The following is a 21613-nucleotide window of genomic DNA, read 5'->3' as shown; positions in this document are numbered from 1 at the left end:
CGCTTAGGATTTCTGGAACATGGCGAGCATGCGCCGTGTCACGAGGAAGCCACCGAAAATATTGATCGAGGCCATGAAGACCGCCAACGCACCAAGCACGGTGATCAGCGCCGAACTGGAGCCGATCTGCATCAGCGCGCCCAGAATGATGATCGACGAGATCGCGTTGGTGATCGCCATCAGCGGCGTGTGCAGCGAATGGCTGACGCCCCAGATCACCTGGAAACCGACAAAGACGGACAGGACGAACACGATGAAATGCTGCATGAAGCTGGCCGGGGCGACAAGGCCCACCGCCAGAAGCAGCACCGCGCCCACGGTCAGCAGCACCACCTGATTGCGGGTCTGCTGCTTGAACGCGGCCAGTTCCTTGGCCCGCTTTTCCTCGGGCGTCAGTTCCTTGGGCGCTTCCTTCTTGGGCTGCGCCGCGATCGCTTGCACCTTGGGCGGCGGTGGCGGGAAGGTCACCTCTCCGGCATGCGCCACGGTGGCGCCGCGGATCACGTCATCCTCCATGTTGTGCACGACCTGACCGTCCTTTTCGGGCGTCAGATCGGTCATCATGTGGCGGATGTTGGTGGCGTAAAGGCTCGAGGATTGCGTCGCCATCCGGCTGGGGAAATCGGTATAGCCGATGATCGTCACGCCATTGTCGGTGACGATCTTCTCATCCATCACCGTCAGCTTGCAGTTGCCGCCCTTTTCCGCCGCCAGATCGACGATGACCGAGCCGCGCTTCATCGCCTTGACCATGTCCTCGGTCCAGAGTTCAGGCGCTTCGCGGTTGGGGATGAGAGCGGTGGTGATGACGATATCCACCTCGGGTGCCAGCTCGCGGAACTTGGCCAGCTGCGCCTCGCGGAATTCCGGCGAAGACGGAGCGGCATAGCCGCCCGTCGCGGCACCATCCTGCGCTTCTTCCTCGAAATCGAGATAGACGAACTCGGCGCCCATCGACTGCACCTGCTCGGCCACTTCGGGGCGCACGTCGAACGCATAGGTGATCGCGCCAAGCGAGGTCGATGTCCCGATCGCCGCAAGACCCGCGACGCCCGCGCCCACCACCAGCACCTTGGCCGGCGGCACCTTGCCCGCGGCGGTCACCTGCCCGGTGAAGAACCGGCCGAAATTGTTGCCCGCTTCGATCACCGCGCGGTAGCCCGCGATATTGGCCATCGAGCTCAGGGCGTCCATCTTCTGCGCGCGGCTGATGCGCGGCACCATGTCCATGGCGATGACCGATGTGCCCTTGTCGGCCAGCAGCTTCATCTGCGCTTCGTTCTGGGCCGGCCAGAAGAACGAGATCAGCAGCTGTTCTGCGCGCAGGCGCTTGGCCTCGGCTTCCGTGGGCGGGCGCACCTTGGCGATGATGTCGCACGCCTTGTAGAGCGCCGCGGCGGTTTTCACCACCTCGACACCGGCCTCCTTGTAGGCGGCATCGGCAAAGCCCGCGGCCTGCCCCGCCCCCGCTTCGATCGCGCAGTCATAGCCCAGTTTCTGAAGCTGGAGCGCCGAATCAGGCGTCATGGCGACCCGTGCCTCGCCCTCCATCACTTCTTTTGGTGTACCGATCTTCAAGGTCGTTTCCCCCGTTTATCGTTCGATTTTATTGGTCTGCGCGCACAAGCGGCGCCATTCGTTCATCCGGCTTTAAATAGTGTTGAGCCGGGTTATTCCAGATTTTTCTACCGCTTTCGTTGCAGGCTTCGTCGCATCCTGTCAAATCCAGCGGCGTGTCTTTTCGCAATAGCGCGCGAAATCCATGCGAAACTTGCGGCGCATCCTGTCCTCTTCGGGCTCGATGAAGCGTTTCTCGATCACCCAGACGAAGATCGGCACCAGCGGCAGCGCCAGAACCGCGTCCCACCACAGGATAAGCCCCGCCAGCACCAGCGCATCCCCCAGATAGATCGGATTGCGCGTCCGGCTGAAAATTCCGGTCTGGATCAGCCGCTCGGGCGTTTCATGCGGAATGACCGTGGTGCGGTGGCGGCGGAACTCGGACAGCGCCAGCGCCATCAGCACCACCCCGCCCCCCACCAGCAGACCGCCAGCGAACTCGGACCATGCCCCGCCGAAACTCAGACCGGCAGGATAATACGCCGCCTGCCCCCAGGCCAGCACCAGACAGCCCAACAGCCAGACGGGCGGCATATCGAGCCAGCGTATCATTGCGGATGCCACGCCCCGTCGCGCCGCCACCCGTCCAGCCCGCCCTGAAGCATCACCACATTGTCATGCCCCATCAACCGGGCAGCAAGCGCTGCCTGCGCCGACAGGGTGCCAGTGTTGCAATAGACCACGATCATGCCATCGGGCAGGCTTTCGACCTCGCGCGGGACGGCCCTCCAGTCGATATTGACAGCACCGGGAATATGCCCTTGCGCATATTCGGACGCATCGCGTGAATCGACAAAAATGGCCTGTTCAAAAAGCGCCTGGTCGATCTGCTGGGGCTGCAAGATGCCCTGATGATAGGTGGCGAAATCCATGTAATCCAGAATTGCATCACGCAGCGCGTCGTCTTGCGCCTGTGCGGCGGGGGGCACCAAGACAAGCAGGGCCGCGGCCAACGCCAGCCGCCGCACAGAACCGATCATTCCCATTCCATTTCCTCATACACGCGGCCCGCGTTCTTGGTGGCCAGCTCTTCGAACGTATCCAGATGCGCCCATTGGGACTGATCCACGTAATAGGCCTCGGACAGATCGCCGCCATTCTCGATATGCGCGCCGATCTTCGCGCGCAGATCCTTGAGGTAATCCGAGGTATAGCGCGTCACCTGCGCCATATTCGTCGGATGCCCGTGACCGGGGATCACATAGGTCGCGCCCAGATCGGCGAACGGCCCGTCGAACGTGTCGATCCAGCCATCGGTATCGGTCCCCGGAAAGATCGGCGGCATCCGTTCGTGAAAGGCGATGTCCCCGGCGATCACGATGCCCCATTGCGGGATCCACACCTGCGTGTCGCCCGGCCCATGCGCAGGCCCAAGATGCAGCACATGGATGGTCACATCGCCCATCTCGACGATCCTCTCATCCTCGAAACTCAGGTTCGGAACGGCGATGGTGGTGCCTTCGGCCTTGTCGCGATTGTAGCCCTGCATGCCTTGCAGGATGAAATCGCCGTCGGTCTCGACCTCGTGGATGGCGTCCACATGAGCAAGAATATCCACACCCTGTTCCGCCCAATAGGAATTGCCAAGAAATGCGTGGCCCTGCCCGTTCTCGTTGATCACCAGCTTCACGGGCTGATCGGTCACGGTCTTGATCTCGTCATGCAGCGCCTTGGCCAGACGATAGGACGCGCCGCCATTCACGACGACGACGCCATCGCCGGTAATAACGAAACTCAGGTTGTTGTTATGGCCCGCATTCTCATAGGTGGGCGGCGCCGTGGCGCCGATCGCGGTGAACACATGCGGGATGAACTCGACCGGCTTGGAATAAAGCTCGGACTGCGGATACTGGTCTGCAATGTCCTCCGAGGCCAGCGCGGGCAAGGCAAGCCCTGCGGCCAGAATGGCTGCGAAAATCGGTCTCATGACATCCTCCCTTGGATCGTGTCCACAATGTTACGCATTCGCGTTCGTGAATGTCTAGGGGGTGTGACGCGCGTCCCGATCCGCTTGCCTGCCCGCAGTGCGGGTGTAGGGTGGCGACATAACGGGAACGGAGGATGACAATGCTCGATGGCACGCATGCATTGGTGACGGGGGGCGGCACGGGAATCGGTCTGGCCATAGCCACGGCGCTTGCCCGGGCTGGCGCACAGGTCACCATCACCGGCCGCCGCGCCGAGGTGCTTCAGGACGCAGCCGAAGGCCTTGCCGCACCGGTCACGGGCGGCCTGCACCCGCTGGTCATGGACGTGACCGACGAGGCGCAGGTCAGCGACGCCATCGCCCGCGCCACAGCCGCGCGCGGCCCGCTGCAGATCTGCATCCCCAATGCCGGCATCGCCGAGGGCCGCGCGATCCACAAGACCGACACCGACACCTGGCGCCGCATCATGGCAACCAATCTCGACGGCGCCTTCTGGACGATCCGCGAAAGCCTCGCCTCGATGCGCGACGCCGATTGGGGCCGGGTGGTGGCGATCTCGTCCATTGCCGGGCTGAAGGGGCTGAAGGGCGCCGCCGCCTACAGCGCCTCGAAACACGGGCTGATCGGCCTGATCCGGGGGCTGAGCGAGGATTACATGGGCAGCCCGCTGACCTTCAACGCGATCTGCCCCGGCTATGTCGACACCGAGATCGTCAGCCGCAACGCCGACGCCATCAGCGCCCGCGCCGGCATCAGCGCCGATGCGGCGCGCGACATGATGATCGCCCAGAACCGCCATCAGCGCCTCATTGCCCCCGACGAGGTGGCGCAGGCGGTGCTGTGGCTCTGCGGTCCGGGATCGGGCAGCGTGAACGGCCAATGCATCGAAATCGCCGGGGGGCAGGTCTGACGCAACGCTTTGAGGCGTGCGCTGCGTTAACCTCGCCGTCCGGGCGCGCGCGCACCGCACGGATACCGATGTGATACCGATGCAATACCGAAAGCCTTTTTCCCATGCCTTTCAACGCATTAACCCTGATTCTCCGGAAAGCCACCCATGACCGATTTCAGCGCCACCAAATCCATGTTCGATCTGCCCGAAGGGCTGGTCTATCTCGACGGTAATTCGCTTGGCCCCCTGCCCCGCGCCGCGTCGGACCGGATGGCAAAGGTGATGCAGGAGGAATGGGGCAAGCTGCTGATCTCGGGCTGGAACAAGGCCGGATGGATGGCCCAGCCGATGCGCACGGGCGACCGCATCGCGCGGCTGATCGGCGCCGAGCCGGGCCATGTGGTGATCGGCGACACCCTGTCGATCAAGGTCTATCAGGCGCTCGCCGCCGCACTGGACATGCGCCCCGACCGGCGGGTGATCCTGTCCGACAGCGGCAATTTTCCCTCGGATCTCTATATGGCCGAGGGGCTTGTCGCGGCGCTGGACGGCGGGCTGGAGCTGCGTGTCGTCGCACCCGAGGCGGTGGAAAGCGCCCTCACCGACGAGGTGGCGGTGATGATGCTGACGCAGGTGGATTACCGCACGGGCCGGATGCACGACATGGCCCGGCTTACGGAAAAAGCCCATGAAACCGGGGCTTTGGCCCTGTGGGATCTGGCCCATAGCGCGGGGGCCGTGCCGGTGGACCTGTCCGGCGCACGGGTGGATTTCGCGGTGGGCTGCACCTACAAGTTTCTCAATGGCGGCCCCGGTGCTCCGGCCTTCATCTATGTGGCGCCGCGCCATGCCGACACCGCTCGACCAGCCCTGTCGGGCTGGCTCGGTCACGCAGCGCCGTTCGCCTTCGAGCCCGCGTACCGCCCCGGCACCGGCATCGAGCGGATGCGCGTGGGCACCCCGCCGGTGCTGGCGCTGGCGGCACTCGAGGCGGCGCTGGATATCTGGGACAGGGTCGACATGGCCGATCTGCGGGCACGCGCCATCACCCTTGCCGAGCGGTTCATCGCCGCCATCGAGCCCGCCTGCCCAATGCTGACCCTCGCCTCGCCCCGCGATCCCGCGCAGCGCGGCAGCCAGGTTTCGTTCCATTTCGAGCATGGTTTTGAGGCGATGCAGGCCTGCATCGCCCGCGGCGTCGTGGGGGATTTCCGCGCCCCCGACATCATGCGCTTCGGCATCACCCCGCTCTATCTGGACGAGGCCGATATCGACCGCGCTGCCCAGGTGATCCGGCAGGTCATGCAGGACCGTCTGTGGGACGATCCGGCCTTTAGAATAAGGGACAAGGTGACCTGACCCACCCTGCCCCGGTCGGTCCCGTTCCATGCTGTAAAGAACCGGAACGGCCCCTGTCGAAGCGGACGTGTCACCCGCGATCCTGTCACCGACAAAAGTGACGGTCAGGCGCCAGCTTCCGCGATTTGTCATGGTTTCGCCACAGGCGCCCCCAACTAATGCACCATTTGCAAACAATTTTATCAATCAGTGAGCACACCGGCGCGCGGTTTTGTCCTTGGAGCATGATCGTCCGGTAACGCGATCCCGACCGTGTGTTTCGGTCGGATAGTTTGGTAGAATATGTGTGGGGTATCGGTATCATGGTTTGGGAAAATATGCATCAGGTGGCGTCCGCGGTCGATAAATGCCGCAGCCCACACGAGCTCGCGCAAAGCGCCGCCGCGGGCCTGTCCGAATGGCACAGCACGACACCAAGCAGCGTGTCTTTGACCATATGCTTCACCCCCGGCACGATGATTCTGACCGAAACCGGCGAGTGCCCGATCGAAACGCTCAGGCCCTCGGACCGCGTCATCACCCGCGACAGCGGAGTGCAGGAGATCCGCTGGATCGGTAAGCGCCGGGTTGCGGGCCATGGCGACATGGCGCCTGTGTCGATCGGGGCAAACGTGTTCGAGGGTGCGCAGGACGCGCTGTTGGTCTCGCCGCATCACCGGATACTCTATTCCGGCTATGTGGCCGAACTTCTCTTCGGCGAGCTCGAGGTGCTGGTGGCCGCGCAAGACCTCATCGACGGCACGGATGTGCAGCGCCACATCTGTGATGAGGTGACCTATATCCATCTGATGTTTGACCGGCACGAGGTGATCTATGCCAACGGCATCGCCACGGAAAGCTTTCTTGCCAGTGACCTCGCGCTGTCCGGCCTTGCAGACGCCGCGCGCGAGAGCCTGCTTACGACAATGCCCGATCTGCGCCGCGCAAGCACCGCACATCCCGAGCCCGCACGCCCCTGCCTTGTCGCGCATGAGGCGCAGCTGTTGTCGCGCACGATAGCCGCGGCGCGACGGCCCATGTGATCGGTGACGTGATCGGGTGACGCGCCTCAGCAGGCCTTGTCAACCTTGGCGGCCCAATCGCTCACCATGGCCTTGAGCGCGGTCCAGTCGGTATATTCGGTATCGGCGTTGGGATCGACCGTCTGACCCTTTTGCGAGGCGATCCACCGCATCGCCCAGGATTTCAGGAAATCATACTGCGTGAACCGAAAAGCCCCGGCGATCTGCTCGACACGCCTTGGGTGCCAGCCGGTATCCTCGAAAAAGCGCTGCGCGATAGTCTCGAGATCTGCCAATTCATCGGGATCGCCCCCGACAATTGCCAACGAGACCGACAGGAACACCGTAGGCAGATGCGCCAACGCATCGGCATGTTCAGCGGCGAAATGGGCCATCTCTTTCTGGTAATGCTGCATATGAAGCGATGCCGCCAGGATCGCCGCATCGAACCGCGCGATGTCGATCTCATCCGCGCCACTTGCCTGCAACAGCTCCACCGAATGTCCCGCGGCGATCAACGTATCAGCGCACACCTGACAGATGCGGCGGGTCTGGCCCTCGGTGGTGGCATAGACGATGAGGATTTTCATGATGTCCCCCTGTTGCGGCTGACTGACATGTCGCAGGCTACCACTGCGCAGGCGGCACCGCCTTGTCATGCGTCAAGCAAAGCAGGCGGGATCGTGTTCAGGCCGATCTGAGAGAGGGCCTTTGCGCACCCGCCGCCCATGCGCGCGCGGCCTCGCCGAAGGCCTCGAACAGGGGGCGGCTTACCGGATCGTTGGCGGCGTTGTATTCGGGGTGCCATTGCACGGCGAGCGCAAAGCCCTTGGCGCCCTCGACATACAGCGCCTCGGGAGTGCCGTCGGGTGCGAACCCATCTATGACGACCCCCCGGCCCGGCCTGACGATGCCCTGACCATGCAGCGTGTTGGTCATCACCTCTTCGGCGCCCATCAGCCGGTGGAACACACCGCCCTTGCCGAAGCGGACCGCATGGCGCAGCGCGAATTTTTCCTCGATCGTGCCGTTGGGCGGCATCCGGTGATTGTCGCGCCCGGGCAATTCGCGGATTTCCGGGTGCAGCGTGCCGCCAAGCGCCACGTTCATCTCCTGAAAGCCACGGCAGATGCCCATCACCGGCTGACCGCGTTCAAGGCAGGCGCGCACCAGCGGCAGGGTGATCGCGTCGCGTGCCCGATCGAACGCGCCATGCGCTTCGGTGGCAGGCTCGCCATATTCCTCGGGATGCACATTGGGGCGCCCGCCCGTCAGCAGGAAGCCGTCACACACCTCGAGCAGTTCATCGACGCTGACAAATCTGGGATCGCTCGGCACCAGAAGAGGCATGCAGCCCGAGACACCCGACACCGCCTCGGAATTCATCATCCCACCGGCATGAACCGGGTAGCTGTCGTCGATCTTGTATCGGTTCCCGATGATGCCGATGACGGGGCGCATGGTCATGGACGTCCTGTTCTTGCTGCTGACCGGAATGTAACGTGAGGATGACCATAGGAAAACGGCGATAACTGCACAACCGTCCGCGCATCTATGCAGAACCTCTTTTCTCAACGCTTTCATAACGACTTGCCACTATCAAGGGCAGGTGAGAAATGGCGTGGGCGCCGGTCCGTGCCCGCTTCCCCTGCTGTCAAGACTCAGCGTTCGTGCGGGGGCTTTGCGCCATTTCTCACACGACTCCCGCGCCGCATGTTACCTTTTGCCGGGCGACGCGGGATCGGGCGATGCCGTGCCGCGCGACCGCCGGCAGCGCTCGGAACAATGGCGCACATTCTCCCAATCGCGCTCCCATTTCTTGCGCCAAGTGAAAGGCCGCCCGCAGGTGGCGCAGGGCTTCGACGGAAGATCGGATTTGCGCTTTTGCCGGGGCATCAGAAATCGAAGCTCATCTGGCGGTCAGGGGCGGGCATCGGGTCGCGGCGGCCCTTGCGGCTGCCATGCCGTGCCACCAGATCACGCGCGGTTTCGCGAAAACCCTCGCGTCGGCGCACGGCCCAGACCTGTTCCCGCGCGGTTTTGGCGGCGCGGGCCACATCGACCAGCGGCTCAGGGTATCGCCGCCCCAACAGGCGCCCGGCCCCGCCCCAGGCCCATGGTGTCTGCAGATAGGCGTCGGGCACATCGGCCAGTTCGGGCAACCAGTGGCGCGTGAAGGCACCGGTTGGGTCCTGGTCGTGCCCTTGCTTGACCGGGTTGTAGATGCGGATCGTGTTCATCCCCGTGGTGCCGGATTGCATCTGCACCTGGCTCCAGTGGATGCCCGGCTCGTAATCGGTGAAAAGCCGCGCAAGCACCGGCCCCGTCGCCTTCCAGTCAAGCCAGAGGTGATAGGACGCCACCGCCATCACCATGGACCGCATGCGGAAATTCAGCCAGCCGGTCGCCGCCAGCGATCTCATGCAGGCATCCACGAAAGGCAACCCTGTCTCGCCCTTGGACCACGCCTGCAGGCGCGTGGCATCCGGGGTTTGCGGACGCAAGCCCTCATAGGCGGGATGCAGGCAGCGATATTCAAGCGCCGGTTCATCCTCGAGCTTCTGCATGAAGTGATCCCGCCACGCCAGCCGCGACTGGAACGATCGCATTGACCCCGACCAGCCATCGCGCCCGCCCTTGACCGCGGCGGCCCGTGCCGCACCGGCCTGCACCGCCTCGCGCACCGACAGAGTGCCGAAGGCGAGATGCGGACTGATCCGCGAACAGGCCTGTGCCCCTTCCAGCGGCGAAGACATGGCCCGACGATAGGTTTGCCCGCGGTCGTGCAGGAAGCTCTGCAAGGTCGCCTGTCCGGCCCGGCGCCCGCCCTTTTGGCGCTGCGGGCAGCTGTCCTTCAGCCCGAGGGCCATCGCATCCGGCAGGTCATCGCTCGGCGCCTCAACACCATGAAGCCCGACCGGGACACCAAGCTGCGGCGCGCGCATGAACCCGTCGCGCCCGGATTGCCAGCGGTCGCGCGTCGCCAGCCGCCGCACGACACCGCATTGCGGTACCTCATGCCAGACCACACCTTGAGAGCGCGCCCAACCGGCCACGCGCCGATCCCGCGCATACGTCCAGCCATTCCCGGTTTCTTCGTGGCTCACCAGATGCGCCGCACCAAAGCTCCGGCGCAGATCGTCGAGCACCTCAACGGCATCGCCCACCCGCAAGACAAGGCTGAGCCCCGCACGCGCCAGATCCTCGCGCAGATCGGTCAGACACTCGGTCAGGAAAGCGTATTGCCGCCCCGAGGCATCGTCCTGCCGCCACAGCTCAGGCTCGAGAATATAGACAGGCAACACGGGACCAAGCCCCGCCGCCATGTGCAGCGCGGGATGATCGGCAATGCGCAGATCGCGCTTGAACCAGCAGATCACAGGGCCTGTCATGACCTGTGATCTAGCGGATCATCGCAAGGCGAAAAGGGTCATTCGACCGGAACTTCCTCACCGGTGCGCCCATCGATATAGGCATCGGGCTGACCCGGCTCCTGCCCCTGATAGGCAAGCCAGGTGATCATCGCCAGCAGCAGGACCCCGGCAAAGATCATCGCGCCGCGAATACCCCATAGCGCCGGTTTGTGATGCTGTTCCTGTTTGTCGATATCCGTCTTGGGGGCTGACATAGCGTACCTCCTTGAACGGTTGGAGTGAATTGCATGGCCCCTCCGTGAGCGACCACAGTCCTGACGTGGGGCGCAGGCCGGGATGCAACAAGCCCCGCGTGCAGATCACGCCCCGGAAGGCCCGGCGCCTCACCGGACATGACACCGGCGTGAGGCCGGCCAATCCCTCCACGCCTGCGCGGCGGCGGGCCGGCGGGCGAAAGCCGGCTCGAAGGCCGCGCCGCCGCGACGGTCACGATGACGTGAGCGGTCAGGATACCCCGGCGCCCAAAACCCTAGCCGGGTCATGTCGCCCGGCACCAGCTCGATGATATGCCGAGCGCACGTCTCGCATTCGTGCATCGCACACGACCCGCAGGACTTGCCGCATCGGGAATACGCTTTAACCTACTCGTGCAACCTGCAATTCTGCACCGGATGCAGCATGACGGAGCCGAAGATGAAAGACGCCGCACCGCAACCGATCTACCTTGCCGATTACACCCCGCCCAACTGGCTGATCGACGATGTGCATCTGACCTTTCGGCTCGCACCCAATGCGACGCGGGTGGTGTCGCGCATAGCGTTCCGGCCCAATCCCGACACGGCGTCGCGCGATTTCTTCCTGCATGGCGAGGCGCTGACCCTGATCGACTCCCGCATCGACCAAAAACCTGTCACGCCTGAGCTGGTCGAAGGCGGCTTGCGCTGCAGCGTGCCCGATGCGCCGTTCATCTGGGAATGCGAGGTCGAGATCGACCCCGCCAACAACACCGCCCTCGAAGGTCTTTACATGTCATCAGGCATGTATTGCACCCAATGCGAGGCCGAAGGCTTCCGCAAGATCACCTATTACCCCGATCGGCCCGACGTGATGGCCACCTTCACCGTCCGGATCGAAGGCGACATGCCGGTGCTTTTGTCCAACGGCAACCCGGTGTCGCAAGGCCCGGGTTTTGCCGAATGGCACGATCCATGGCCGAAACCGGCCTATCTGTTCGCCCTTGTGGCCGGCGATCTGATCAATCACCCCGGTCAATTCACCACAAGATCGGGCCGCGAGGTGGAGCTGAACATCTGGGTGCGCCCCGGCGACGAGGGCAAATGCGCCTTCGCGATGGAGGCCCTGAAAAAGTCGATGACCTGGGACGAGGATGTCTATGGGTGCGAGTATGATCTGGACATCTTCAACATCGTCGCGGTCGACGATTTCAACATGGGCGCGATGGAAAACAAGGGGCTGAACATCTTCAACTCCTCCTGCGTTCTGGCCAGCCCCGAGACCAGCACCGACGCCAATTTCGAGCGGATCGAGGCGATTATCGCGCACGAGTATTTCCACAACTGGACCGGCAACCGCATCACCTGTCGTGACTGGTTTCAGCTGTGCCTCAAGGAGGGGCTGACCGTCTATCGCGACGCCGAATTCACCTCGGACATGCGCAGCGCCCCGGTCAAGCGCATCTCGGACGTGATCGCCCTGCGCGCCCGCCAATTCCGTGAGGATAACGGCCCGCTCGCGCATCCCGTCCGGCCCGAAAGCTTTGTCGAGATCAACAACTTCTATACCGCGACGATCTATGAAAAGGGCGCCGAGGTGATCGGCATGCTCAAGCGGCTGGTGGGCGATGACGCCTATGCAGAAGCGGTTCGGCTGTATTTCACCCGCCATGACGGGCAGGCCTGCACGATCGAGGATTGGCTCTCGGCCTTTCAGGATGTCACGGGCCGCGACCTCACGCAGTTCAAACGCTGGTACTCTCAGGCCGGCACCCCCCGCCTCAAGGTCACCGAAGACTTCAAGGACGGCACCTATACACTGCATTTCGAACAGCATACGCCCCCCACACCCGGCCAGCCCCACAAGGCGCCACAGGTCATCCCCATCGCCGTGGGCCTTCTGGGGCCAAATGGCGACGAGGTGCTGGAAACGACCGTTCTGGAAATGACCGAAGCGCTGCAAAGCTTTTCTTTCGAAGGGTTGCCCGCGCGCCCCGTGCCATCGATCCTGCGCGACTTTTCCGCGCCTGTGATCCTTGAACGCGCGACGGACAACGCTGAACGCGCGTTCCTGCTGGCCCATGACACCGATCCGTTCAACAAATGGGAGGCCGGTCGCGCGCTCGCGCGCGACGGGCTGATCGCCCAGATCCGCGAGGGCACCGCCCCTGATGCCGCCTATCTCGACGCGATCCATGCGATGGCCCGCGACGACAGCCTCGATCCCGCGTTCCGCGCATTGGCGCTTGGTCTGCCCAGTCAGGACGATCTGGCGCAGACCCTTGCCGATCTGGGCACAACACCCGATCCGCAAACGATATGGGAGGCGCTGGAAACCTTGCGTCAGGCCCGCGCGCAGCATTGTCAGGATCTGGCAACCCGGCTTCATGCGCAGTTTCAGGTGACCGATCCCTACAACCCGGATGCCGAACAATCCGGTGCGCGGGCGCTGGCCAATGCGGCGCTTGGCATGATCAGCCGTCTGGATGGCGGCGCGCAGGCGCAGCGCCAGTATGACGCCGCCGACAACATGACCCAGCAACTCGCCGCGCTGTCATGCCTGCTGCAATCGGGCACGGGCGCCGAAACGGTCCAGCGCTTCTATGACCAGTGGCGCCATGACCGGCTGGTGATCGACAAATGGTTCACGCTGCAGATCGTCCATGCCGACCCGCAGGACGCAGCCGCCACCGCCGCACGGCTGACCGCGCATCCCGATTTCGACATGAAGAATCCCAACCGGTTCCGCGCCACGCTCGGGGCGCTGGCGGCCAATCCGGCGGGGTTCCATCATGCCTCGGGGGCCGGCTACGAACTGCTGGCCGAATGGCTGATCCGGCTCGATCCCGTCAACCCGCAGACAACGGCGCGCATGTGTTCGGCCTTCGAGACATTGAAACGCTATGATGCGAAGCGCCAAACCATGATCGCCGAACAGCTCGACCGGATCCTGGACACCCCCGGCCTCAGCCGAGACACAACCGAGATGGTCACCCGCATCCGCAGCGCCTGAGCTTCGGATCACTCTTGCGTGGCGAGGGTGGCCACGGTGCTGCTTCGCGCGCGCGGACGCACGCTGCTCAGCGGCTTGCAATAGCTCTGCGCGCGGGTCCAGCGCATCATGTCGTTGCGCTTATCGCTGTTGTGCAAAGGCCCCCAATCGGCGGCCACCCCGCGTTTTCCGCGCGACACGACCCCGTCGCGCGTCACGGTCTTCGCCATGATCCGGATCGCACAACTCAGGTTTTCCGGCCCATGCCTGAGTGCAGTCCCATCCCTGGCCCGGCAGCCATAGCCGCGCGCGGTCGCCGGCAGGATTTGCAGCAGACCATGCCATCTGCCCCCGCCGCCCACCGCCTGCGGCCGATAGGTGCTTTCATGCTTGGCCAGCGCCGAAAGAAATCCCACCCAGAAGGCGCGGCGCTTTTCGGGCGCAGCCGTCGCATAGGCCGGACACCACTCCACGATGTCGCCGGGCACCATCGTTGTCAGCGGTTTTCCGTGATCCTTGAGCGCCGACAGCGCCGCGCGCGTCCAAAGCACCGATCCCGGCACATGCTCCCACCTTGTGCGCGGAATATTGCCGTCGCGCGCAGGGATGCTCAGCACCGCCTCAGAGCGCTCCGACTCGGCCATTGCAGGGACGCCAAACACCTGCAGGGCAACGAAAAATATGACTAACCCCCTAAGCATCACCGCAGTCTGGCCGGATCCCGGAAATTAATCAATCACCGTCGCGCCTGTAATTCTCCCCGGCTTCTCCGCAAGCTTGCCCACTTTTGGCCGGATTACACGCGCAGGGTCCCGGCAGGGGCGAAACCAAAAGCAACCGGAGCGTTCATGCCGTTCATGTCCAGATCACCCAAGGATCAAACCTCGACCGACGCAACAGATGCCAACGCGGCGGACGGTTTTCTGGAAGGGGCGCTGTCGCGGCTGCGCCGCAAACCCGATCCCGACCTCGAAGACCTCATGAAGCGGATCATCCTGCCGTCCCTGCCGGTCAGCGACGAGGAAATGGCCCGCGCAACGCATCAGGACCTCGGACTGAAACTGGCGCGTCAGGACCTCTGGGAGGATCTGGCCGAACGGATCGACTATGCCGACGAAAGCCGCCTTGCCACACCGGGCGGCGAAGCCGCGTCGCTTCTGCTGGCGTTCGGGGCGCGCAGCGATCTGGTCGCCGCCGCCGAGGATGCCATCCATGACGGGATGAATCCCGACATGTCCGGCATGGAGGCGATGGAGGACATTCTTCTGGATCATCACGACCGCCATGCCCTTGCGCTCGTCGTGGCGCTGTCTCATTTCGATATCGGTTGGGCCTTGCAGACCGCCACCACATCCGGAGAGCTCGCCGCCGGCCCCGACACCTCGGACCGGATCGACGCCCATTTCCAGCGCGCCGTGGACCTTCTGGCTCCTTATGATCCGCAAGAGCTTGACTCGCCGTCACTGGCGGCGGCCAAATGCGCGCTTCTGGCCACGCAGCGCCATCCCGACCGGCGGGTGGCGGATGATTACGAAAAACTCATCACGCTTGATCCCGATTGCCCGCGCCACATGCGCGCGCTCGGATTCCATCTTCTGCCGCGCTATTACGGCACCTATGACCAGCTCGAGCTCGAGGCCCGCCGCACCGCCGCACGCACAGGCGAGGTCTGGGGATCGGGCGGCTATACTTGGGTCTATCTCGATGCGCTGGCTACCGATGACGCGGCACTGATCCGGCTGGATGCGGATTACTTCATCGAAGGGCTGGAACATATCCTCGGCATCAAGCGCGATCAGCATGTGACCAACCAGCTTGCCGCCTTCTGTGCGATCACCATGGCCCCCGACCGCCCCCGCCCTGCGGCCTTGCCCGCAGGCAGCGAGGCGACAAGATCGAGGCTGCATGATTGTCTGGACTGGATCCTGAGCAAGCACCTGACCGAGCTGCATCCGCTGGTCTGGTCCCAGACCCTGATGTCACCGGGCCTGACCCCTGCCCTGCCGTCGCGTCGGGCGCTGGTCACGCGAGGGCGGCATGCCGCCTTGCGCGCAATCGCGCTGCGCTTTGCCAAGGATATCGCCGCCGGCCACACGATCGCCTTCTCGTCATCGGGCATGTACCGGCTTCCGGCACTCTGACCGGCGGCGCCAGCCGCCATCCGCCCCTTGCCCGTCGACCGGGCTTGGCCTAGAACGCTCGCGTTGCGACCGATGGAGGCATGGTGATGCTGGATCTGACTTACGACCCCCCGAAGCCCAAGGTGATCGCCGGGGCGAAGCATGACTGGGAACTGGTCATCGGTATGGAGGTCCATGCGCAGGTGGCCTCGAAGGCCAAGCTGTTTTCGGGCGCCTCCACCGAATTCGGTGCCGAGCCGAATTCGAACGTATCCTTCGTGGACGCCGCGATGCCGGGGATGCTGCCGGTCATCAATGAATTCTGCATCGAACAGGCCGTGCGCACCGGGCTTGGCCTGAAGGCCAAGATCAACCTGTGGTCCGCCTTCGACCGCAAGAACTATTTCTATCCCGACCTGCCGCAGGGCTATCAGATCAGCCAGCTTTATCATCCGCTGGTGGGCGAGGGTGAAATCCTTGTGGACATGGAGCCGGGGATCGCGCGGCTTGTGCGCATCGAACGCATCCATGTCGAGCAGGACGCGGGCAAGTCGATCCATGACATGGACCCGGCCATGTCCTTCGTCGATCTCAACCGCACCGGCGTGGCGCTGATGGAAATCGTCAGCCGCCCCGATATCCGCGGCCCCGAAGAGGCCGCCGCCTATGTCACCAAGCTGCGCCAGATCCTGCGCTATCTGGGCACCTGCGACGGCAACATGCAGAACGGCAACCTGCGCGCCGATGTGAACGTGTCGATCTGTCGGCCCGGTGCCTATGAAAAATACATGGAAACTCAGGATTTCTCGCATCTCGGCACCCGTTGCGAGATCAAGAACATGAACTCCATGCGCTTCATCCAGCAAGCCATCGAATATGAAGCCCGCCGCCAGATCCAGATCGTCGAATCCGGCGGCTCGGTGGTGCAGGAAACCCGGCTCTATGACCCCGACAAGGGCGAGACGCGCTCCATGCGCTCCAAGGAAGAGGCGCATGATTACCGCTACTTCCCCGATCCCGACCTGCTGCCGCTGGAAATCGAACAGGCTTGGGTCGATGGCATCGCAGCTTCTCTGCCCGAACTGCCCGACGAGAAGAAAGCGCGTTTCATCGCCGATTACGGCGTCACGGAATATGACGCCAACGTGCTGACGGCGGATGTCGATCTGGCGCAGTATTTCGAGGATTCGGTCGCCGGTGGCGATGGCAAGCGCACCGCCAACTGGGTCATCAACGAGGTTCTGGGCCGCGCCAACAAGGCCGAGATCAGCCCCCGTCAGATCGTCGCCCCCGAGGTGAACGCCGCCATCCTCGCCATGGTCGCCCGCGACGAGATCTCGACCAAGATCGCCAAGGACGTACTCGAACTCCATATCGAGACCGGCCGCGCCCCCGAGGAAATCGTCGAGACCGAAGGCATGAAGCAGGTGACCGATACCGGCGCGATCGAAGCCGCCGTGGATCAGATCATCGCCGACAATCCCGCACAGGTGGAAAAGGCCAAGGCCAATCCCAAACTGGCGGGCTGGTTCGTGGGGCAGGTCATGAAAGCCACAGGCGGCAAGGCCAACCCCAAGGCGGTCAACGACATCATCCAGCAGAAACTGGGCCTCGATCAGGGCTGAGGGGCAGCGCCCCTCGCCCCGGACCGGCTTGGGGGGCGTACCCTGCCGGGGTCATCGGACAGGCGGATATAATGACGACATCAGTGCCCTTCATGTCCTCCCCGCTCAAGATCGAGCCGGGCTGGATCGACTTCAACAACCACCTGAACATGGGCTATTACACCGTCCTGTTCGACCGTGCCGCCGACGAGGTCTTTGCCGAATTCGGCTTCGGCCCGGACTATGCGGCGCAGGCCAATCACACGACGTTCGCCGCCGAATTCCACATCCGCTACCTGCGCGAAGTGAAACTCGGCGACACGCTGCACTCCTCGTTCTGGCTGCTCGACCATGACGAAAAGCGGTTCCACACCTTTCAGGAACTCTACCATCAGGACGGCTGGCTGGCCGCTACCGGCGAGGGCATGACACTGCATGTCAATCTTGACGGCCCCCGTGTCGCCCCCATGCCCGACGACATCCTGAGCCGTGTGCGCGCCATGGCCGCGCAACACGCGCAGCACCCCCGCCCCGACGGGGTCGGCTCTCAGATCGGCATCCGCCGCAAGCCCTGATCCCCGCCCGACAGGCTATCCGGGATCAAAAGGCAGGCCGACAGCACCTTTCTCGTGTCGTCGAAGACCACCGGCTTCTCACCCAGCCACCGGGTATGCAGCCGGTGCGACGGCGCTCGGCCCTGCGCCATCTCCTGCAGGCAGGCGGCGGTTTCCCCGGCGATGCGCGTCAGGCGCAGGCGCATATTGGCGTGATAGGTGTCTCGGTGCCGCGCCTCCATGCGCAGGTGAAACAGGGAACTGCGGGCGCGCGGCGCGATCTGCATCGCCGCGATCTGCGCCTCGGCATGGCGCGCGAACATCGCATGGGCGCGCAAAATCCGACCGGGCGCGCGCGTCACCACACCAAGTGCCGCCTCACTGGCCGCCCGCCGCAAATCGCCCGTCGCAAACCGCGAGGCGATCAGCCGCGCCCTCAGGAACGCCCAACCCGCCGCGCGCGTCTTGCCAGCCGCCCACGCAGCACAGCCGCGCTCCATCAACGCCTCCCACATCAGGTCTCGCCGCCGCCATCCCGCCTGCAGCGCAACCCGCGCCATCGGTGAGCCAGGATCAAATCCCCAGATACGCGGCGCGAACATGCTCATTGTCGTGAAGCTCATCGGCTGGCCCCTCCAGTGCCATGTTTCCCGTCTCCAGCACATAGGCATGGCTGGCCAGTTCCAGCGCCAGCTCGGCATTCTGTTCGACCAGAACCACCGGCACGCCCTGCGCGTTGATCTCTTCGATGATGCGGGCGATCTCTTCGACGATCACCGGCGCAAGCCCCATCGACGGCTCGTCCATCAGCAACAGCCGCGGCGCCGACATCAGCGCGCGCCCGATCGCCAGCATCTGCTGCTCGCCCCCCGACATGGTCTTGGCCAGCTGCCGCCGCCGTTCGCGCAGCCTCGGGAACCGCTCATAGACCTGCTCGAGATCCGCCGCGATCCCCGGCTTGTCGCGCCTCAGGAACGCCCCGGTGCGCAGGTTTTCCTCGACCGTCATATCGGGAAAGATCCGCCGCCCCTCGGGCACATGGGCGATCCCGCGCGCCACGATCTTGTCGGATGTCAGCCCGTCGATGCGCTGCCCGTCGAAATGAATCTCGCCCCCCGCCAGCGGCACCATGCCCGACATCGCCCGCAGCGTCGTCGTCTTGCCCGCGCCATTGCCGCCGATGATCGTCACGATCGCCCCATCCGGCACGCCAAGCGAGATGCCTCGCACCGCCGACACCTTGCCGTAAGTGACCGACACATCGCGCATCTCAAGCAACATGGCGCGCGCCTCCCAGATAGGCCTCGATCACCGCAGGATGGTTGCGGATCTCGGCGGGTCCGCCCTCGGCCAGAAACTTGCCGAAACTCATGCAGGTGATCGTATCGCACAGGCCCATGATCGCCTGCATGTCATGCTCGACGATCAGGATCGTGATCCCGTCCTCGCGCAGCTTGCGCATCAAGCCCATCATGCCGCGCGTCTCTTCGGGGTTCATGCCGGTGAACGGCTCGTCCAGCAGCATCACGTCGGGATGGCTGGCATAGGCCACCGCAAGCCCAAGCGCACGCTGATGCCCATGGCTCAATTCCCCGGCCAATTCACCCGCCAGATGATGCAGCCCGAAGAACTCCAGCGCCTCGCGTGCCCGCGCCTCGGCGCCGCGACGATCCTCGCGATCCCAGCCTGCGATGGCAGCGAAGATATTGGGCCGAAACGCCATATGCGTGCCGACCAGCGCGTTTTCCAGAACCGTCATCTCGGCAAAGAGCGTCGAATGCTGAAAGGTCCGCACCACGCCGCGCCGGGCCACCTCGTGCATCCGCAACCCCGAGATCACCTCGCCGCGCAGCCGCACTTCGCCCGATGTCGGCTTGTAGAACCCCGAGATCATGTTGAACGTGGTGGTCTTGCCCGCGCCATTCGGGCCGATCAGACCATGGATTTCACCATGCCTGACCTTCAGGCTAAGACCGTCCACGGCGGTCAGCCCGCCAAAGCGCATGGTCAGGGTATCGACTTCTAGAAATTGGGTCATTCCGCAGCCCTTTGTTTTTCAACAGCCTTGCCGCGGCCCCGCGTTGTCAGATGTTGCACGATGCTTTCCAATCCCTTGGGCAGGAACAGGATCGACAGGATCATGATCAGGCCATAGATCAGCGGGCGCATCTGCTCGAAGCCCAGTTCGCGCAGCACGATCTCGTTCAGCACGGTCAGCACGACACAGCCAAGGATCGGACCATAGAACGTGCCGGTCCCGCCCACGATCGCCCAGGTCAGCACATAGACCATCAGATCGACATCGAAGCTGTTGGGATTGATCGTGCCGACATAATGCGCCATCAGCCCGCCGCCGATCCCCGCGAACCCGCTGGCGATGGCAAAGGCCAGCGTCCGATAGGCCCGCAGATTGACGCCCGACGCCTCGGCCAGCTTGTCCTGCCAATGCACCGCGTGAAAGGTCAGGCCAACAGGGCTGCGCTCGATCCGCCACAGCAGCCACAGGCAGACCGCCACCACAAAAGCCGACAGGTAGTAGTAACTGACCGGCTCGAAGAAATCGAAATCATAGATACCGATGGAAAAATCGGGCATCGGCTCGATCCCCTTGATGCCCTTCGGGCCGCCGAACGGATCGCGAAAGCGCTTCCATAACAGGCGGATGATCTCACCGGCGGCGAAAGACCCGATCAGGAAATAGAACCCCTTCATCCTGAAGAGCGGAAAGGACAACAGCACCGCCAACAGCGCCGCCGTGGCCCCGCCCAGCAGGATCGAGACCGGCACCCACACCCCCAGCTCCTTGCTGTAGAGCGCCGAGGCATAGGCCCCCACCCCCATGATGACCACATGCGCCAGCGACCATTCCCCGGTCAGCGTCAGAAGCCGGTACGAGGACACCAGCAGAATGTTGATGGTCAGGAAAACAAGGATTTCCTGCTGCGAGAAACTCAGCCCATGCGGCAGCGCCAGCAGCGCACAGGCCGCCAGCAGGATGACGACAAGCCTACGCACGATCCGCACTCCCGAAAAGACCCGTCGGCTTGACGATCAGCACCAGCAGCATCAGGCTCAGCCCGACGATATCGGCGATCACCCCGTCATAGAACGTGGTCACGAACGTGTGGATGATCGCATAGGCCACCGACGCCACCACCGCCCCTTCCAGACTGCCCACACCGCCCACGATGATGACGATAAAGGCCGTGATGATGACCGAATGGCCCATATGCGGATTGACCGACACCAGCGGCGCGGTCAGCGCCCCCGCGATCCCTGCAAGGCCCGCGCCGATGAACATGGCGATCCGCGCCGTCTGCTTGATCGAAATGCCCTGCAACGCCGCCGCTTCGGGGTCCTGCGCCGCCGCGCGCAACGCCCAGCCAAACCGCGTCTTCTTCAGGAAAATCCACAGCGCGCTCAACAGCACGACCGCCGCGATGATGACATAGAGCCGCGCCACTGGAAGGCGCACCCTGTCGGAGAATTCGATCACCGCCTGCGTGACCGGGGCAATATGCTCCATCCGCACGCCGAACCCCATCGCGGCCACCGCCTGCAGGATCATCAGAAACCCGATCGAGGCGACAAGCCCCCCCAACGGATTGTCCCGCAAGGGCCGGAAAAGCGCCCGCTCCATCGCAAGGCCCAAGGCCCCCACAAAGATCAGCCCCATCGCCACCGCCAGAAAGAACGGCACCTGAAAATCGGTATACATCAGCACCACCGTATAGGCGCCCGCCATATACAGCTCGCCATGGGCGAAATTGATCACCCCCATGACGCCGAAGATGAGCACAAGGCCCACCGCAATCAGCGAGATATAGCTCGCCGCATACACGGCATTCAGGCCGGTCTGCGCAAGGAGTTCCAGCATCTGTTCGGTCTCTTCCTGTCAGGGACAGGCGCCGCGAACACCCTCATTCGCGGCGCCTT

At 63.8% G+C, this 21613-nt stretch carries 22 protein-coding genes; 7 read left to right on the top strand and 15 right to left on the bottom strand.

Annotated elements, in window-relative coordinates:
• Positions 1 to 3: 3 nt before the first annotated feature.
• The 4 genes from RAZWK3B_RS18460 to RAZWK3B_RS18445 form a co-directional block, all read right to left on the bottom strand.
• The gene (locus RAZWK3B_RS18460) at positions 4 to 1578 is read right to left on the bottom strand and encodes a Re/Si-specific NAD(P)(+) transhydrogenase subunit alpha (RefSeq protein ID WP_037296256.1); all 1575 of its coding nucleotides are present in this window, start codon (positions 1576 to 1578) and stop codon (positions 4 to 6) included.
• A 141-nt stretch (positions 1579 to 1719) separates the two neighbouring features.
• Positions 1720 to 2172: a methyltransferase family protein gene (locus tag RAZWK3B_RS18455; protein ID WP_037296255.1), complete on the bottom strand. Its 453-nt coding sequence runs from the start codon at positions 2170 to 2172 to the stop codon at positions 1720 to 1722.
• Positions 2169 to 2600, bottom strand: a complete 432-nt coding sequence (locus tag RAZWK3B_RS18450) for a rhodanese-like domain-containing protein (RefSeq protein ID WP_007817852.1) — start codon at positions 2598 to 2600, stop codon at positions 2169 to 2171. Before RAZWK3B_RS18450 ends, RAZWK3B_RS18455 begins: the two co-directional genes overlap by 4 nt.
• Positions 2597 to 3547 (bottom strand): MBL fold metallo-hydrolase, encoded by a 951-nt coding sequence (locus tag RAZWK3B_RS18445; RefSeq protein WP_007817851.1) that lies wholly within the window; start codon positions 3545 to 3547, stop codon positions 2597 to 2599. Before RAZWK3B_RS18445 ends, RAZWK3B_RS18450 begins: the two co-directional genes overlap by 4 nt.
• Before the next feature lie 140 nt (positions 3548 to 3687).
• Between RAZWK3B_RS18445 and RAZWK3B_RS18440 the strand changes: the two genes are divergently transcribed.
• The 3 genes from RAZWK3B_RS18440 to RAZWK3B_RS18430 all read left to right on the top strand — a co-directional run bounded on the left by RAZWK3B_RS18440 (position 3688) and on the right by RAZWK3B_RS18430 (position 6821).
• The gene (locus RAZWK3B_RS18440; protein ID WP_007817849.1) at positions 3688 to 4458 is read left to right on the top strand and encodes an SDR family NAD(P)-dependent oxidoreductase; all 771 of its coding nucleotides are present in this window, start codon (positions 3688 to 3690) and stop codon (positions 4456 to 4458) included.
• A 147-nt stretch (positions 4459 to 4605) separates the two neighbouring features.
• Complete coding sequence (gene kynU / locus RAZWK3B_RS18435) at positions 4606 to 5799, top strand: kynureninase (protein ID WP_007817847.1); 1194 nt, start codon at positions 4606 to 4608, stop codon at positions 5797 to 5799.
• A 302-nt stretch (positions 5800 to 6101) separates the two neighbouring features.
• Positions 6102 to 6821, top strand: coding sequence for a Hint domain-containing protein (locus tag RAZWK3B_RS18430; RefSeq protein WP_007817845.1), 720 nt, complete (start codon positions 6102 to 6104; stop codon positions 6819 to 6821).
• A 26-nt stretch (positions 6822 to 6847) separates the two neighbouring features.
• On the opposite strand, the gene RAZWK3B_RS18425 is transcribed toward RAZWK3B_RS18430, so the two are convergent.
• The 5 genes from RAZWK3B_RS18425 to RAZWK3B_RS18405 all read right to left on the bottom strand — a co-directional run bounded on the left by RAZWK3B_RS18425 (position 6848) and on the right by RAZWK3B_RS18405 (position 10428).
• The gene (locus tag RAZWK3B_RS18425) at positions 6848 to 7390 is read right to left on the bottom strand and encodes a flavodoxin domain-containing protein (protein WP_007817843.1); all 543 of its coding nucleotides are present in this window, start codon (positions 7388 to 7390) and stop codon (positions 6848 to 6850) included.
• A 97-nt stretch (positions 7391 to 7487) separates the two neighbouring features.
• On the bottom strand, positions 7488 to 8267 hold the full coding sequence (locus RAZWK3B_RS18420; protein WP_007817841.1) for a gamma-glutamyl-gamma-aminobutyrate hydrolase family protein: 780 nt from the start codon (positions 8265 to 8267) through the stop codon (positions 7488 to 7490).
• A 249-nt stretch (positions 8268 to 8516) separates the two neighbouring features.
• Positions 8517 to 8696 (bottom strand): DUF2256 domain-containing protein, encoded by a 180-nt coding sequence (locus tag RAZWK3B_RS18415; RefSeq protein WP_007817840.1) that lies wholly within the window; start codon positions 8694 to 8696, stop codon positions 8517 to 8519.
• Positions 8696 to 10192 (bottom strand): FAD-binding domain-containing protein, encoded by a 1497-nt coding sequence (locus tag RAZWK3B_RS18410; RefSeq protein WP_037296253.1) that lies wholly within the window; start codon positions 10190 to 10192, stop codon positions 8696 to 8698. Before RAZWK3B_RS18410 ends, RAZWK3B_RS18415 begins: the two co-directional genes overlap by 1 nt.
• A 38-nt stretch (positions 10193 to 10230) precedes the next feature.
• Positions 10231 to 10428, bottom strand: a complete 198-nt coding sequence (locus RAZWK3B_RS18405) for a hypothetical protein (RefSeq protein ID WP_007817837.1) — start codon at positions 10426 to 10428, stop codon at positions 10231 to 10233.
• 439 nt (positions 10429 to 10867) lie between these two features.
• Here RAZWK3B_RS18405 and pepN point away from each other — a divergent pair, with 439 nt between their 5' ends.
• On the top strand, positions 10868 to 13420 hold the full coding sequence (gene pepN / locus RAZWK3B_RS18400) for an aminopeptidase N (RefSeq protein WP_007817836.1): 2553 nt from the start codon (positions 10868 to 10870) through the stop codon (positions 13418 to 13420).
• An 8-nt stretch (positions 13421 to 13428) separates the two neighbouring features.
• Here pepN and RAZWK3B_RS18395 read toward each other — a convergent pair whose 3' ends face one another.
• Positions 13429 to 14043, bottom strand: coding sequence for a transglycosylase SLT domain-containing protein (locus RAZWK3B_RS18395; RefSeq protein ID WP_007817835.1), 615 nt, complete (start codon positions 14041 to 14043; stop codon positions 13429 to 13431).
• Positions 14044 to 14247: 204 nt separating this feature from the next.
• Here RAZWK3B_RS18395 and RAZWK3B_RS18390 point away from each other — a divergent pair, with 204 nt between their 5' ends.
• From RAZWK3B_RS18390 to RAZWK3B_RS18380, 3 genes are all read left to right on the top strand, one after another.
• Positions 14248 to 15540 (top strand): hypothetical protein, encoded by a 1293-nt coding sequence (locus RAZWK3B_RS18390; protein ID WP_007817834.1) that lies wholly within the window; start codon positions 14248 to 14250, stop codon positions 15538 to 15540.
• Between the two features lie 86 nt (positions 15541 to 15626).
• Complete coding sequence (gatB, locus tag RAZWK3B_RS18385) at positions 15627 to 17144, top strand: Asp-tRNA(Asn)/Glu-tRNA(Gln) amidotransferase subunit GatB (RefSeq protein WP_037296262.1); 1518 nt, start codon at positions 15627 to 15629, stop codon at positions 17142 to 17144.
• 71 nt (positions 17145 to 17215) lie between these two features.
• On the top strand, positions 17216 to 17698 hold the full coding sequence (locus tag RAZWK3B_RS18380; protein WP_007817832.1) for a thioesterase family protein: 483 nt from the start codon (positions 17216 to 17218) through the stop codon (positions 17696 to 17698).
• On the opposite strand, the gene RAZWK3B_RS18375 is transcribed toward RAZWK3B_RS18380, so the two are convergent.
• From RAZWK3B_RS18375 to RAZWK3B_RS18355, 5 genes are read right to left on the bottom strand one after another with little or no spacing between them, the layout of a single operon-like run.
• Positions 17671 to 18300, bottom strand: coding sequence for a tetratricopeptide repeat-containing protein (locus RAZWK3B_RS18375; RefSeq protein WP_232279567.1), 630 nt, complete (start codon positions 18298 to 18300; stop codon positions 17671 to 17673). The genes RAZWK3B_RS18380 and RAZWK3B_RS18375 overlap by 28 nt on opposite strands.
• Positions 18251 to 18958, bottom strand: a complete 708-nt coding sequence (locus RAZWK3B_RS18370; protein WP_007817830.1) for an ABC transporter ATP-binding protein — start codon at positions 18956 to 18958, stop codon at positions 18251 to 18253. The genes RAZWK3B_RS18375 and RAZWK3B_RS18370 overlap by 50 nt, the downstream gene beginning before the upstream one ends.
• Positions 18948 to 19715 (bottom strand): ABC transporter ATP-binding protein, encoded by a 768-nt coding sequence (locus RAZWK3B_RS18365; protein ID WP_007817829.1) that lies wholly within the window; start codon positions 19713 to 19715, stop codon positions 18948 to 18950. Before RAZWK3B_RS18365 ends, RAZWK3B_RS18370 begins: the two co-directional genes overlap by 11 nt.
• A complete protein-coding gene (locus RAZWK3B_RS18360) occupies positions 19712 to 20692 on the bottom strand; it encodes a branched-chain amino acid ABC transporter permease (protein ID WP_157132319.1) in 981 nt (326 codons plus the stop codon). The genes RAZWK3B_RS18365 and RAZWK3B_RS18360 overlap by 4 nt, the downstream gene beginning before the upstream one ends.
• Entirely contained in the window at positions 20685 to 21554 is an 870-nt protein-coding gene (locus RAZWK3B_RS18355; RefSeq protein ID WP_007817826.1) for a branched-chain amino acid ABC transporter permease, read from the bottom strand. The genes RAZWK3B_RS18360 and RAZWK3B_RS18355 overlap by 8 nt, the downstream gene beginning before the upstream one ends.
• Positions 21555 to 21613: the final 59 nt, after the last annotated feature.

This window comes from Roseobacter sp. AzwK-3b, from assembly GCF_000170875.1.
In the GTDB taxonomy this organism is placed as follows: Bacteria; Pseudomonadota; Alphaproteobacteria; order Rhodobacterales; family Rhodobacteraceae; genus Roseovarius; species Roseovarius litoreus.
This window is presented reverse-complemented; position numbering and strand designations above follow the sequence as displayed.

What these genes read in the sequence shown, in the direction of transcription:
- RAZWK3B_RS18455 (WP_037296255.1), bottom strand. Translation starts at nt 2,172, where the DNA reads ATGATACGCTGGCTCGATATGCCGCCCGTCTGGCTGTTGGGCTGTCTG.
- RAZWK3B_RS18450 (WP_007817852.1), bottom strand. Translation starts at nt 2,600, where the DNA reads ATGATCGGTTCTGTGCGGCGGCTGGCGTTGGCCGCGGCCCTGCTTGTC.
- RAZWK3B_RS18445 (WP_007817851.1), bottom strand. Translation starts at nt 3,547, where the DNA reads ATGAGACCGATTTTCGCAGCCATTCTGGCCGCAGGGCTTGCCTTGCCC.
- RAZWK3B_RS18440 (WP_007817849.1), top strand. Translation starts at nt 3,688, where the DNA reads ATGCTCGATGGCACGCATGCATTGGTGACGGGGGGCGGCACGGGAATC.
- kynU (WP_007817847.1), top strand. Translation starts at nt 4,606, where the DNA reads ATGACCGATTTCAGCGCCACCAAATCCATGTTCGATCTGCCCGAAGGG.
- RAZWK3B_RS18430 (WP_007817845.1), top strand. Translation starts at nt 6,102, where the DNA reads ATGGTTTGGGAAAATATGCATCAGGTGGCGTCCGCGGTCGATAAATGC.
- RAZWK3B_RS18425 (WP_007817843.1), bottom strand. Translation starts at nt 7,390, where the DNA reads ATGAAAATCCTCATCGTCTATGCCACCACCGAGGGCCAGACCCGCCGC.
- RAZWK3B_RS18420 (WP_007817841.1), bottom strand. Translation starts at nt 8,267, where the DNA reads ATGACCATGCGCCCCGTCATCGGCATCATCGGGAACCGATACAAGATC.
- RAZWK3B_RS18415 (WP_007817840.1), bottom strand. Translation starts at nt 8,696, where the DNA reads ATGCCCCGGCAAAAGCGCAAATCCGATCTTCCGTCGAAGCCCTGCGCC.
- RAZWK3B_RS18410 (WP_037296253.1), bottom strand. Translation starts at nt 10,192, where the DNA reads ATGACAGGCCCTGTGATCTGCTGGTTCAAGCGCGATCTGCGCATTGCC.
- RAZWK3B_RS18405 (WP_007817837.1), bottom strand. Translation starts at nt 10,428, where the DNA reads ATGTCAGCCCCCAAGACGGATATCGACAAACAGGAACAGCATCACAAA.
- pepN (WP_007817836.1), top strand. Translation starts at nt 10,868, where the DNA reads ATGAAAGACGCCGCACCGCAACCGATCTACCTTGCCGATTACACCCCG.
- RAZWK3B_RS18395 (WP_007817835.1), bottom strand. Translation starts at nt 14,043, where the DNA reads ATGGCCGAGTCGGAGCGCTCTGAGGCGGTGCTGAGCATCCCTGCGCGC.
- RAZWK3B_RS18390 (WP_007817834.1), top strand. Translation starts at nt 14,248, where the DNA reads ATGCCGTTCATGTCCAGATCACCCAAGGATCAAACCTCGACCGACGCA.
- gatB (WP_037296262.1), top strand. Translation starts at nt 15,627, where the DNA reads ATGCTGGATCTGACTTACGACCCCCCGAAGCCCAAGGTGATCGCCGGG.
- RAZWK3B_RS18380 (WP_007817832.1), top strand. Translation starts at nt 17,216, where the DNA reads ATGACGACATCAGTGCCCTTCATGTCCTCCCCGCTCAAGATCGAGCCG.
- RAZWK3B_RS18375 (WP_232279567.1), bottom strand. Translation starts at nt 18,300, where the DNA reads ATGAGCTTCACGACAATGAGCATGTTCGCGCCGCGTATCTGGGGATTT.
- RAZWK3B_RS18370 (WP_007817830.1), bottom strand. Translation starts at nt 18,958, where the DNA reads ATGTTGCTTGAGATGCGCGATGTGTCGGTCACTTACGGCAAGGTGTCG.
- RAZWK3B_RS18365 (WP_007817829.1), bottom strand. Translation starts at nt 19,715, where the DNA reads ATGACCCAATTTCTAGAAGTCGATACCCTGACCATGCGCTTTGGCGGG.
- RAZWK3B_RS18355 (WP_007817826.1), bottom strand. Translation starts at nt 21,554, where the DNA reads ATGCTGGAACTCCTTGCGCAGACCGGCCTGAATGCCGTGTATGCGGCG.